The organism is Pseudomonas sp. LF020 (assembly GCF_053456425.1).
In genome coordinates this window covers 326503-339647 of the sequence record NZ_JBRFIX010000002.1, presented here as the reverse complement: position 1 = coordinate 339647, position 13145 = coordinate 326503, and the positions used below count along the sequence as shown (strand labels likewise).

10 protein-coding genes are annotated in these 13145 nt (G+C 60.0%); 5 read left to right on the top strand and 5 right to left on the bottom strand.

The window, feature by feature from the left end:
* The first annotated feature begins 59 nt into the window (after nucleotides 1-59).
* The 3 genes from ACU680_RS05655 (at nucleotide 60) to ACU680_RS05645 (ending at nucleotide 4425) form a co-directional block, all read left to right on the top strand.
* The gene (locus ACU680_RS05655; RefSeq protein WP_448178880.1) at nucleotides 60-1115 is read left to right on the top strand and encodes a HEAT repeat domain-containing protein; all 1056 of its coding nucleotides are present in this window, start codon (nucleotides 60-62) and stop codon (nucleotides 1113-1115) included.
* A gap of 140 nt (nucleotides 1116-1255) precedes the next feature.
* Nucleotides 1256-2758, top strand: a complete 1503-nt coding sequence (locus ACU680_RS05650) for an ATPase domain-containing protein (protein WP_123586433.1) — start codon at nucleotides 1256-1258, stop codon at nucleotides 2756-2758.
* Entirely contained in the window at nucleotides 2755-4425 is a 1671-nt protein-coding gene (locus ACU680_RS05645; RefSeq protein WP_367084449.1) for an ATP-binding protein, read from the top strand. The genes ACU680_RS05650 and ACU680_RS05645 overlap by 4 nt, the downstream gene beginning before the upstream one ends.
* 114 nt (nucleotides 4426-4539) lie before the next feature.
* On the opposite strand, the gene ACU680_RS05640 is transcribed toward ACU680_RS05645, so the two are convergent.
* Genes ACU680_RS05640 through ACU680_RS05620 form a run of 5 tightly spaced genes read right to left on the bottom strand, consistent with a single transcriptional unit; the run spans nucleotide 4540 to nucleotide 11093 of the window.
* On the bottom strand, nucleotides 4540-4917 hold the full coding sequence (locus ACU680_RS05640) for a response regulator (protein ID WP_007963558.1): 378 nt from the start codon (nucleotides 4915-4917) through the stop codon (nucleotides 4540-4542).
* A 44-nt stretch (nucleotides 4918-4961) separates the two neighbouring features.
* Nucleotides 4962-6176: a hybrid sensor histidine kinase/response regulator gene (locus ACU680_RS05635; RefSeq protein WP_400758171.1), complete on the bottom strand. Its 1215-nt coding sequence runs from the start codon at nucleotides 6174-6176 to the stop codon at nucleotides 4962-4964.
* Nucleotides 6170-6763, bottom strand: a complete 594-nt coding sequence (locus tag ACU680_RS05630) for a chemotaxis protein CheB (protein ID WP_400758169.1) — start codon at nucleotides 6761-6763, stop codon at nucleotides 6170-6172. Before ACU680_RS05630 ends, ACU680_RS05635 begins: the two co-directional genes overlap by 7 nt.
* The gene (locus tag ACU680_RS05625; protein WP_007963561.1) at nucleotides 6760-7593 is read right to left on the bottom strand and encodes a CheR family methyltransferase; all 834 of its coding nucleotides are present in this window, start codon (nucleotides 7591-7593) and stop codon (nucleotides 6760-6762) included. The genes ACU680_RS05630 and ACU680_RS05625 overlap by 4 nt, the downstream gene beginning before the upstream one ends.
* Nucleotides 7593-11093: a response regulator gene (locus ACU680_RS05620; RefSeq protein WP_367084445.1), complete on the bottom strand. Its 3501-nt coding sequence runs from the start codon at nucleotides 11091-11093 to the stop codon at nucleotides 7593-7595. Before ACU680_RS05620 ends, ACU680_RS05625 begins: the two co-directional genes overlap by 1 nt.
* A gap of 262 nt (nucleotides 11094-11355) precedes the next feature.
* On the opposite strand from ACU680_RS05620, the gene ACU680_RS05615 reads away from it, so the two are divergent.
* Both ACU680_RS05615 and ACU680_RS05610 read left to right on the top strand, forming a co-directional pair.
* A complete protein-coding gene (locus ACU680_RS05615; protein ID WP_448178879.1) occupies nucleotides 11356-11718 on the top strand; it encodes a response regulator in 363 nt (120 codons plus the stop codon).
* Nucleotides 11719-11800: 82 nt separating this feature from the next.
* A complete protein-coding gene (locus tag ACU680_RS05610; RefSeq protein ID WP_448178878.1) occupies nucleotides 11801-13093 on the top strand; it encodes a glycosyltransferase in 1293 nt (430 codons plus the stop codon).
* Nucleotides 13094-13145: the final 52 nt, after the last annotated feature.

The following is a 13145-nucleotide window of genomic DNA, read 5'->3' as shown; positions in this document are numbered from 1 at the left end:
GGCCTTCTCTGACCGAAGCTTGCCCCTCTGCTATAGAACGCCAGTTCACGGAAATCTGCATGCCTCAGTCCCGCCGTTACCTGTTCATCAGCCTTGGCCTTGTGCTGCTTGTCGTCATTGCCTGGTTATCGCTGCGCTCCACCGCCCCGGTGGTGCCGGAAGCGATCAAGCGCGGCTACAGCGAAGCCCTGACGGCGGCCCGTTCCGGTCAGCCGGGAGCCGCGCGGCAGTTGTATCAGCAGCTGGGACGCCCGGACCTCTCGGTCAAACGCAGTGTCTGGCTGCTGGCCGAGCTGCCCAACTACCCAAGTCCGCAAGCGCTGAAACTGGCCGACGCTCACCTGCAGAATGAAGCCCCCGAAGTACGGCTGGCGGCGATTCAAAGTGTGGTCGGACTGGTGCCCGGCGGGCAACGCAGTCTGTTGCTCGGGCCGATGCTCGAGGATGAAGACCAAAGCGTACGATTCGCCGCGATCAACGCCCTGCTCGGCCTGACGCCGGATGAACTCGGTCTGTATTTCGCCCCGCTGCAGCAAGCCATCGATGGCTGGGAACAAGCGCTCAAGGGGCAGCCGGAAAGCGCGGCCACCTATGCACAACTGGCGCGCCTGTATCTGCACAACGCCGAGCTCAAACAGGCCCAGCAAGCGCTGGACAACACCCTGCGTCTGGAGCCGGGCAATCTGCCGGCGCTGGTAATGCAGATCGATGTTCTCGACCGTCAGGGCCAGAGCGACGCCGCTCGCCAGTTGCTCGCCAAACAGCTGCAGGCGCAACCGGATTCCGCCTACCTGCAACAAGCGCTCGGGCTGTGGCTGTTGCACCACGGCCAGCGTGAGTTTGCCCTGCTCGGGTTGTCCAAAGCGGTGGAACTTGAGCCGGACAACAAGGATTACCGCTACGACCTCGCCACCACCCTGCACGCCGCCGAAGAGCTGGAAGCCGCGCAAAAGCAGTTGCAGGAAGTCGTCCAGCGCCACCCCGCCGACCGCAAGGCACGGGTGTTGCTGATCAATTACTGGAAGGAAAGCGGCCAGTTGCAGAACGTGCAGATTCTGCTGGCGCAACTGGAGCAGATGAACCCTGATGACCCCGCGTTGCAGCAGGGCCTTTGAGCCTTTACCCGCTGATTCAATGACATTTTGATATCGAAACCTCGGAACCGTCATGACTGGCAGCGGTCAAGTAATCAGGTAGAGCACAACGGCTGATACAGCCTGCTGCCTCGATTCCCCTAGTCATGAGAGGGCATTCTTTGTCTACGTCCAACGAGTTGATCAGTGCAAAAGCCGCCACCGGCATCATTGGCCTGGATGACATCCTTGCCGGTGGTCTGTCCCGAGGGCACGTGTTTTTGCTCGAAGGTGAACCCGGTACAGGCAAAACCACCGTCGCGTTGCATTTCCTGATGGCGGGCGCCCGTGCCGGCGAACGCTGTCTGTACATCACGCTATCGGAAACCGAGCGTGAATTGCGTCAAGGCGCGGCCTCCCACGGCTGGGAGCTGAACGAAAACATTGAAATCTTCGAGCTGACGCCGCCCGAAAGTCTGCTCAACGCCGAGCATCAGCAAAGCCTGCTGTACTCCTCCGACCTGGAGCTGGGCGAAGCCACCAAGCAGATTTTCGAAGTGGTCGAGCGCTTCAAGCCGACCCGCGTGGTGCTCGACAGTCTGTCGGAGATCCGCCTGCTGGCGCAGAGTTCGCTGCGCTACCGCCGGCAAATTCTGGCGATCAAACATTACTTCGTGCGTTACGACGCCACCGTGCTGCTGCTTGACGACCTGACCACCGAGTCCCTCGACAAGACCGTGCACAGTGTCGCTCACGGGGTAATCCGCCTCGAAGAACTGACGCCCAATTACGGCGCCGAGCGCCGCCGCGTGCGCATCGTCAAGTATCGCGGCCAGAAATACCGTGGCGGTTACCACGACTTCACCATCATGGGCGACGGCGTGCATGTGTTCCCGCGACTGGTCGCTGCCGAACACCGTGGCGACTATCCGCGCCTGCAATTGACCAGCGGCATCAAGGAAATGGATGCGCTGCTCGGCGGCGGCATCGAAACGGGTTCCAGCACGCTGATTCTCGGCCCGGCCGGTACCGGCAAATCGCTGATCTCGATGATATTCGCCGCCGCGGCAGTGGCCAGGGGCGAAAAAGCTGCGCTGTTCATCTTTGATGAAGAGCTGGGTCTGCTGTTCGAGCGGATGAAAAATATCGGCATCGACCTCAAGGCCCTGCAAGCCACCGGCAACCTGCTGATCGATCAGGTCGACGCCGCCGAGCTGTCCCCCGGCGAGTTCTCGCATCGGGTGCGTCGTTGCGTCGATGAAGGCAACATCAAGACCGTGGTCATCGACAGCATCAACGGTTATCAGGCCGCAATGCCGGAAGAAAACGCGCTGGTGCTGCACATGCACGAGCTGCTGCTGTATCTGAACCGCAAAGGCGCGGCGACCTTCATGACCGTTGCCCAGCATGGCCTGGTCGGTGACATGCAGGCGCCGGTCGACATCACTTACCTGGCCGACACGGTGATCCTGCTGCGCTACTTCGAAGCCATCGGCAAGGTTCGCCGGGCCATTTCCATCATCAAGAAACGTACCGGCAGCCACGAATCGACCATCCGTGAATACCGCATTTCGGGCCAGGGCATGACCATCGGCGAACCGCTGGAAGCGTTCCAGGGCGTGCTGCGTGGCGTGCCGACTTACCTCGGCGCGAGCAATCCGCTGTTGCGGGAAGAAACCTTGTGACAGCTTCCGTATCACTGCCGGAACGGGCGCTGATTCTGGCGCCCATGGGTCGGGACAGCCAAGTGGCGCTGATGATCCTCAATGAGGCGGGTTATGGCGGCGTCATCACTCCGGATCTGGGCGCACTGTGCGCAGAACTGGAGCCCGGTGCCGGGCTCTTGTTGATTGCCACCGAAGCCCTGCGTGGTCCCGAGCTGGAAAGTCTTCTGCACTTTCTGGAACAGCAGCCGGCCTGGTCGGATCTGCCGATCGTCTTGCTCACCCATCACGGCGGCCCGGAACCGGGCCCCTCCTCGCGCATGAGCAAACTGCTGGGCAACGTCACATTTCTCGAGCGCCCGTTTCATCCAGCGACCCTGGTCAGTCTGGTCTCGACCGCCCTGCGCGGGCGACGACGACAGTACGAAGCCCGCGATCGCCTGATTGATTTGAGTGAAAGCGAACGCCGACTGCAATCGACCCTGGAAACCCTTGAGCAACAGGTCGAGGAACGCACCGCGCAACTTCGCCACAACGAAGAAGCCTTGCGTCAGTCGCAGAAAATGGAAGCGGTCGGTCAGTTGACCGGCGGCATCGCTCACGACTTCAACAACATGCTCACCGGGATCATCGGCAGTCTGGAACTGCTGCGCCGGCGCTTGGCCCGTGGGCGTACTGAAGACCTCGACAGCCTGATCGATCTCGGTGTCACTTCCGCCAACCGCGCGGCCGGCCTGACCCACCGTTTGCTGGCGTTTTCCCGCCGGCAATCGCTGGACTCCAAAGCCGTGCAGATGAACACGCTGGTGCTGTCGATGGGCGAGTTGCTGCAGCGCAGCCTCAACGAAAGCATCCAGCTGGAGATGCGCCTTAACGACCAATTGTGGATCGCCGAAGCGGATCCCAATCAACTGGAAAGCGCCCTGCTCAATCTGGTACTCAACGCCCGTGATGCGATGCCCGAGGGTGGCAAACTGGTGGTCGAAACCAGCAACCAAGTGCTTAAGCCGGAGTTCACCGAGGCCTACCCGAATCTCGAACCCGGCGACTACGTGATGCTCAGCGTCACCGATAACGGCAGTGGCATGCCGCAAAGTGTGGTCAGCCGCGCGTTCGATCCGTTCTTCACTACCAAGCCGATCGGTCAGGGTACCGGGCTGGGCCTGTCGATGATCTACGGCTTCAGCAAACAGTCCCGTGGCCATGTCTCGATCGACAGCGAAATCGATCAGGGCACCACGGTCAAACTCTACCTGCCGCGCTTTCGCGGCGAAGAGCTGGAGCATCCGGTGTCCGATGTTCAACAGGCCCCGGAAGCGCTGGACGGCGAAACCGTGTTGATCGTCGAGGACGACCCCGCCGTGCGCGTACTGGTCAGCGCGGTGCTCAGTGAGCTGGGCTATGCGTTTGTCGAAGCCGGCGATGCCGATGGTGCAATGCCGATCCTCAACTCGACGCAGCGCATCGACCTGCTGATCAGCGACGTCGGCCTGCCGGGCATGAACGGCCGGCAACTGGCGGAAATCGGCCGGCAGTATCGGCCGGGATTGAAGGTGCTGTTCATCACCGGGTATGCCGAGCACGCGGCAGTGCGCGGTGGGTTCCTCGACCCGGGCATGCAGATGATCACCAAGCCGTTCACTTTCGATCTGCTGACCGCCAAGGTCCGCGAGATGATCAAGAACTGATCCCCCAAAACGACTGCAGGAGCTGGCGCAGGCTGCGATCTTTGATCTTGTTTTTTAAGATCAAAAGATCGCAGCCTTCGGCAGCTCCTACACGGGCATTTCAGTGTTTCTTGATCAGGCCAGCAATTCCTGAATCTTTTCCTGCAAGACGTCCAGATCGAACGGTTTTTCCAGGATCGGCGCCTTTTGCGTGATCGGGCTGCCGGTCTCGCGGATTTCCTGCGGATAGCCGCTGATGAAGATTACCTTCAGATCCGGGCGCAGTTTTACTGCCGGCTCCGCGATCTGTACGCCGGAGATCCCGCCCGGCAGACGAAAGTCAGTGATCAGCATGTCCAGATGCGGCTTGCTCGCGAGAATCTCGAACGCCTGCTCGCCGTTTTCGGCCTGCAACACGCGGTACCCCTGCCCCGACAGGTAATCTGTCAGCACCATCAAGATAACCGGTTCGTCCTCGACGACGAGTACTACATCTTGTGCATCTACGCTCATGGGAAGCCTTTGTTCGGTCAATAGCTGCTGATACGACCGTGCGGTCACTCAGAGGTTGCGTCGGATATGCCGTTTTCCTGGATTGGCAGACAAACGCGAAACAGGGCGCCTTCGTTGATTTGACTCTCGACGACGATGGAACCGCCATGGGCGGCGACGATCTGCTCGGAAATGAACAGACCCAGCCCGAGACCAGCCACTACCGTCTTGGCGGAAACCCGTTCGAACTGTTGGAAAATACGCTTCTGGTTCTCTTCGCTGATGCCGATGCCCCGGTCCTGAACCTCGACCCGCGCCTCGTCGCCCTCACGGTACACGCGCACCTGAATCGGGCTGCGACCGCCGTAGCGCAAAGCATTGGTCAGCAGGTTGGACACCACCTGCTCGATGCGAAATTCGTCCCAGTAACCTTCCACCGGCTGCGGCGCGGTGAACGACACTTCGGTCTCGGCGGCCTCGATCTGCTGCGCGAAATTCTGCAGCAGGTTGGCCACCAGTTGTGACAGATCGAAGCGATTCGGCCGGATCGACAGCTTGCCGGTACGAATCCGCGAAACGTCGAGCATGTCTTCGATCAGCCGGATCAGGCTTTTGATCTGACGCTCGTCGCGATCGACCATCGCATGCATCTTGTCGAGGGTGAACGCGGCGGCGTTGTCCCGCGCCAGGTGCATCTTGCGCAACTGGGTTTCGAGTATCAGGCCATTGAGCGGTGTGCGCACTTCGTGAGCGACGATTGACATGAAGTCATCGCGCATACGCACCGCCTGCTCCAGCTCCAACTGCGTGCTTTGCAGTTGCTGCAGCAGCGCTTCCTGCTCGCGACGCGCCTGCTCCAGGGCTTCGACCTGTTGCTTCATGGCCTTGCTCTGGCGGTAAAGGTCGACGAACACATTGACCTTGCTCTTCACCGCGTGGATATCCAGCGGCTTGTGCAGAAAGTCCACCGCCCCGCTTTCGTAACCCTTGAACGCATAGTTCAGTTCACGGCCGGCGGCGCTGACAAAGATGATCGGAATGTTTTTGGTTTTTTCGGTGCCGCGCATCAACTCGGCGAGTTCGAAGCCGTTCATCCCCGGCATCTGCACGTCGAGGATGGCCATGGCGAACTCGTGTTGCAGCAGCAGCGAAAGTGCTTCGTCCGCCGACAGCGCCTTGTACACCGTGCGGTCCTCGCGCTTGATCAGCGCTTCGAGGGCCAGCAGGTTCTCCGGCAGATCGTCGACGATCAGCAATTTGGCCTGGATATTACTCAGCATGCGATTCGTTCCAGCTCGACAAGCAGACGGCCGATGCCGTGAATGGGTAGGACATGGTCGGGCTGCTGAATTTTCAGCGCAGCCTGAGGCATGGTGGCGACCTGTGCGTCCTGCGGGTCTTGAACAATGGTCAGTCCGCCGCGTCGCTTGACTTGCGCCAGGCCGCGAGCACCATCGTGATTGGCGCCGGTCAGCAACACGGCAGCCAGGGTTTCGCCGTAAACATCCGCGGCGGATTCAAACAAGTAATCAATGGCCGGACGGGAATGGTGCACGCGGTCTTCAAGGCTCAGCGACAGACTGCGATCCTGTTCCACCGACAGGTGATAACCGGGGGTAGCGAAGTAAACCGTGCCGGGAGCGATGTCCTGTTTGTCGCTCGCCTCCTCCACCGGCAGCATCAGCCGCCGGGCGAACACCTCGGCCAATTGGCTGCGACGCTCCTCCGGCAGGTGCAACACAACAATGATCGGCAACACGTAACCCTGGCGCAGCGGCGCGAGCAGGGTCAGCAGGGCTTCGACCCCACCGGCCGAAGCACCGACCACGATGGCCTCGACGCGAGGCAAATCCACGGCATCGTTCATAATTTGCGATAGATCCGTTCTTGTTTGACCAACGGTTCGAACTGATTCGAGTAGCCGGAAAAATCCAGCGTTTCCTTGCTGCCCAACACCAGAAAGCCACGGTGACACAGCGATTCGTGAAACAGACCGAAGGCACGGTCCTGAAGTTTCTTGTTGAAGTAAATCAATACGTTGCGGCAGGAAATCAGCTGCGTTTCGGAGAACACGCTGTCCGTCGCCAGGCTGTGGTCGGCGAAGGTCACGTTCTCGCACAGGCTCTTGTCGAAGATCGCGTAGCCATAGGCCGCGGTGTAGTAATCGGCAAAGGAGCGCTGGCCGCCGGCCTGCTGGTAATTGGCGGTATAGGCGCGCACGTTCTCCATCGAGAAAATCCCCTGCTTGGCCTTGTCCAGCGAGCGCGGGTTGATGTCGGTGGCGTAGATGATCGTACGGTCGAGCAAGCCTTCTTCGCGCAGCAGAATCGCCATCGAATACACCTCCTCCCCCGTGCTACACCCGGCGATCCAGATCTTCAGCGACGGATAGGTGCGCAGCAGCGGCACCACTTCCTTGCGGATTGCCAGGAAGTGCGACGGATCGCGGAACATCTCGCTGACCGGAATCGTCAGCAACTGCAGCAACTGCATGAACGCGGTGGGATCGTGCAGGACTTTCTCCTGCAACGCCGAAATGGTCGCGCATTCGAACTGGTTCAAGGCGTGCTGCACCCGACGCTTGATCGAAGCGCCCGAGTAATCGCGAAAATCGTAGCTGTACTTGAGGTAGATGGCCTCAATCAACAGGCGTAATTCGATTTCGCTGTTGCGCTCCGCGGAGTGACTGCTATCCACTAAATGCGTTCCATCTTCGGTAACCACACGCGAATCAACGAGAACAGGCGATCCAGATCAATGGGCTTGGCCAGATAATCGTTGGCGCCCGCCTGCAGGCAGCGCTCCTGATCGTCCTTCATGGCCTTGGCCGTCACGGCGATGATCGGCAGTTTGCGCCAGCGCGGATCCTTGCGGATTTCAATGGTGGCTTCAAAACCATCCATCTCCGGCATCATCACGTCCATCAGCACCAGATCGATGTCCTCGACTTCATTCAACTTATCAATCGCTTCGCGACCATTACGGCCGATCACCACGACTGCGCCCTTGTGCTCCAGCGCACTGGTCAGGGCGAAGATGTTGCGCACATCGTCGTCCACCAGCAGCACCTTGCGGCCTTCGAAGACCTTGTCGCGACTGCGCGCAGTCTTGAGCATCTTCTGCCGTTCATGGGACAACTGCGATTCGACTTTGTGCAGAAAGAGTGTCACCTCATCCAGCAGACGTTCCGGCGAGCGCGCGCCCTTGATAATGATCGAGCGTGAATACTTGCGCAGCTCGGCCTCTTCATCGCGGGTCAGGTTGCGTCCGGTATAGACGATCACCGGCGGGAACGAGCAGATGTCCTCGGTCGACATGCGCTTGAGCAGATCGTTGCCGAGCATGTCCGGCAATTTCAGGTCGATCACCATGCAGTCGTAAATCGTCGTGCGCAGTTTCTCCAGCGCGTCTTGCGCCAGACCGACGGCGGTGATTTCGATGTCCTCGTCACCGATCAGGCGGGCAATGCTTTCGCGTTGCAGATCGTCATCTTCGACCAGCAGCACGCGCTTGACCTTTTGGGTCAGCTTGGCTTCGAGACGGGCGAACACGTCCTTGAGTTCTTCGCGGGTGGTCGGCTTGACCGCATAACCGATCGCGCCCATGTGCATCGCCGCTTCGACACGGTCTTCGACCGAGATCACATGCACCGGAATGTGCCGGGTTTCGGCGTGTTCTTTCAGACGTTGCAGCACGGTCAACCCGGAATGGTCCGGCAGACGCATATCGAGCAGGATCGCGTCCGGCACGAACTCGCGGGCCAGGTCGTAACCTTCGTCGGCACCGTGGGCCACCAGGCACTGATAGCCCAGTTCGTGGGCCAGGTCGTAAAGGATGTGGGCGAAGTTCGGCTCGTCTTCCACCACCAGAATGCAGCGCGTGGCGAACGGCGCCTTGCCACGGTCATCGGCAAAACGCGGGATGTGCACCGGCGCCAATGGCGACACCGCGATCGATGGCGGCTGCACCACCGGCGCCGGAGCCGATACCGGCGCAGTGAAGGTCAGCGGGATCGCAGGGCTGTCACCCGGCTCGCTGTATTGCTGTGGCAACACCAGGGTAAACACACTGCCCTGCCCCGGTGCGCTGCTGACACTGATCGAGCCGCCCAGCAAGGCTGCCAGATCGCGCGAGATCGACAGGCCCAGACCGGTGCCACCGTACTTGCGGTTGGTGGTGCCGTCAGCCTGACGGAACGCTTCGAAGATGCTTTCCTGCTGATCTGCGGCGATACCGATCCCCGAATCGCGCACGATGAACGCAATGCGTTCGTTCGGCTGGCCGGCGATGGTCAGGCTGACCGCGCCGTGTTCGGTGAACTTCACGGCGTTGGACAACAGGTTCTTGACCACCTGCTCCAGACGCTGGCGGTCGGTGTACAGCATGATCGGCGCATCCGGCTGCAACTCGACGCTGAACGTCAGTTGCTTGTCCGCCGCCAGCGGTTCGAACACGCTGCGCAGGCCGTCGGCCAGCCGCGCGACACTGGTATTTTCCGGGATCACCTCGAGCTTGCCGGCCTCGACCTTGGAAATGTCGAGAATGTCGTTGATCAGATTCAGCAGATCGTTGCCCGCCGAATAGATCGACTCGGCGAATTTGACCTGCTCGGCCGTCAGATTGTCCTGCGGGTTCTCGGCCAGCAACTTGGCGAGGATCAGCGAACTGTTCAGCGGTGTTCGCAGTTCGTGGGACATGTTGGCGAGGAATTCGGACTTGTACTTGCTCGAACGCTGCAGCTCTTCGGCGCGTTCTTCAAGCTGCACCTGTGCCTGATTGAGTTCGGTGTTCTTCTGGTCCATGGCGTCGCGCTGCTCGGCCAGAGTCTGCGCCTGCTCGGCCAACTGCTCGTTGGTCTGCTCCAGCTCGACTTGCTGGGTTTCCAGATGCGCCTGGGATTCCTTGAGAATCCGCGACTGTTCTTCCAGCTCTTCGTTGGCGGTTTTCAGCTCTTCCTGCTGCACCTGCAACTCTTCGTTGAGCTGCTGGGTTTCGGCCAGCACTTCCTGCAGGCGCTGGCGATAACGTGCCGCTTCGATCGAGGTGCCGATGTTGCCGGCAATCAGTTCCAGCAATTCGACATCGCGCTGAGTCAGCGGGCGCAGGAAGCCCAGTTCGATCACGCCGTTGACCCGGTCATCATCACTGGTCGGCACCACCAGCACACTGTGCGGCAGGCCCGCGCCCAGGCCGGAGCTGACTTTGAAATAGTCGGCGGGTACTGAATCCAGACGAATCAGTTGTCCCTGCTGGGCAACCTGGCCGACGATGCCTTCGCCGCTGTAGATCTGCTGATCTTTTTCTTCCTGTTCACGGGAGAACCCATAGGACGCCACGCGTTTCAGGCCGCCGTGCTCTTCGCGCACGTACAGCGCCGCCACCGCAGTGCCGAGGTATTGCGCGCAGAACTGCAGAATATTGCGCCCCAGCAGGTTCAATGTCAGTTGACCCAGCACCTGCTCTGCCAGCTCGGTCTGGCCGCTGCGCATCCACGCCTGACGCTCCAGACGCTCGGCACTGGCCTGCTGCGCGGCGAGGTTGGCGCTGTAGCTGTCCGACAGGCTGACCAGATCGCGGCGACCGACATAGGCCAGCAAACCGCTGATCCCGGCTATAAACAGCAGGTACAGAGTGATGCTCCAGATCGTCGTGCGGCGCACGTCTTCGTTACGCGTGGTGCGCAACTGCTGCTCCATGTCGATCACGTCTTCGAACTGTTTGCGGATCTCATCGGTCAGGCGCTTGCCGCGCCCGGCCTTGACCGCCGCTCGATAGTCGCCGCTGGAGCGCTGCAGATCGATCATCGATTGCGCGTAGTTGCTCCACTCGGTCTGCAATGCCTGCAAACGACGCAGACGATCGGTCTGCACCGGGTTGTCGGCGGTCAGTTCGAGCAAGGTGTTGAGCGCCACGTTGATCCGCGGCTTGGCAGTCTCGTACGGGTCGAGGAAGTGCTCGTCGCCGCTGAGCAGGAAGCCGCGCATGCCGGTTTCCAGGTCCACGGTGAGTTTCACCGCTTCGTTGGCGTTGTTGATCACCCGGTCGGTGTGTTCCACCCACTGAATCACCGAGAGCAAATAGGTGATCAGCGAAATGAAAAACACCGCACTGATCGCGCCAACGCCCAAGGGCAGACTGATGTTGCGCGTCAGGAGTTTACGGAACCGTGCTTCGTCAACTGTAGACCGAGTGGACATGGGGCAGCCTTGTCGAACTGTCGAAACCCGGGAGTTTGCCCCAAAACGGTACTATGGATCCATTTTTCTCACTGCCATGATGGCAATTTCCTACATTTGCTGCACTTCCCGATCAGGCAACGGTTATCCTTGCCGCCCCGATTTGCGGCTAATCTTTTTGTACCCGCTCGGGAACTTGTGGCCATGCGCCACTTACTCATGCAAGAGCCCGGCATTTTCGACCGGTCGACATCCCCGAATTCTATTCTTGAGAGCCTTCACTATGTCCACCCCAGCGCCCACCATCCTAGTAGTCGAAGACGACAACATCGTGCGCATGCTCATCGTCGATGTGCTGGAGGAGCTGGAGTTCCAAGTGCTGGAGGCTGACGACGGCGAGTCTGCGCTGGAGATTCTCGGGAATCTGAGCAACGCTATCGACTTGATGATGACCGACTACGGCCTGCCGGGCATGACAGGTAAGGAACTGGCCGACAAGGCACGTGAACTGCGCGCCACCCTGCCGGTCCTGTTCGCCAGCGGTTACGCCGAAAACATCGACGTCCCCGCCGGCATGCATGTGATCGGCAAACCCTTCTCGATCGATCAACTGCGTGACAAGGTCAAGGGCATTCTGAACCAGTGATTGGCCTTGATTCGGCAGCGGCTGCAGATGTGCTCTAATTGCGCGCCATTTTCAGCCGCCTGCCTGCAAGGAACACCCGTCAATGACTGCATCACCCGCCACCAAAGTTCTGGTCATCGGTTACGTCTGGCCCGAACCGCGCTCTTCGGCAGCCAGCGGGCATGTGATGCAGATCCTCGATACGTTCCTGCAGCAAGGCTGGGACATCACTTTCAGCAGCCCGGCCGGCCCGGGCGAGCACAAGGCCGATCTGACGGCTCTGGGCATCCGCGAGGTGCCGATCGAACTCAACAACAGCAGCTTCGATAGTTTCATCAGTGAACTGGCCCCCGATATCGTGCTGTTCGACCAGTTCATGATGGAGGAGCAGTTCGGCTGGCGCGTCGAAAAGCAATGCCCGAATGCCTTGCGCGTACTGGAGACGTCCGACCTGCAGAGCCTGCGCCACGCCCGCCACCAACGGCTCAAGGAGCGCTTGAAAGACGACCCGGACAATCAGGATTTCAGCGCCCTGTTCGCACCGGCGCTGCGCGAAGAGTTCGCGTTGATGGCCGATACTGACCTGGCCAAACGGGAAATCGCCGCGTTGTATCGCTGCGATCTGAATCTGATGATTTCCGAAGTGGAAATCCGGTTGCTGGTCGAACAGTTTCAAGTCCCTGTGGATCTGCTGCACTGGTGCCCGCTGATGCTCGAACCACCGCGCGATTCGTTCGTGCCCTTTGAACAGCGCGCGCACTTTCTCAGTATTGGCAACTTCCGTCATGCGCCCAACTGGGACGCCGTCCTGTGGATGAAGACCGCCGTCTGGCCGCTGATCCGCCAGCAATTGCCCGGCGCTCAACTGCATGTCTACGGTGCCTATACGCCGCCCAAGGCCACAGCCCTGCACAACGCGGCGCAGGGGTTTCATGTGATGAACTGGGCAGAAGATGCGCTGCAAGTGATGTCGCAAGCCAGAGTTTGCCTGGCGCCTTTGCGTTTCGGTGCGGGGATCAAGGGCAAGATCGTCGATGCGATGCTCTGCGGCACGCCCAATGTCACGACGCCCATCGGCGCTGAAGGCATGGGCGGCGCAATGCCCTGGCCCGGTGCGGTGGCTCAGTCGGCCCAGGCCTTGGCCGATGCCGCTGTGGCACTGCACGAAGACAGATTGCGCTGGGTTGACGCACAGCAGGCCGGCGTCGCGTTGTTGAATGCGCGCTATCGGCAGGCTGATCACGGCCCGGCGCTGATCAATCGCCTGCAACATTGTCGCGACAACTTGTCAGCATTACGTCGCGCCAACTTTACTGGCAGCATGTTGCGTCACCACTTGCATAAAAGCACCCAATACATGGCGCAGTGGATCGAAGCAAAAAATCAGAAAAGTTGACAACCAAAGTACAAGAGCACATTACCAATACTTTGCAAAGAGTGCTGGCTTG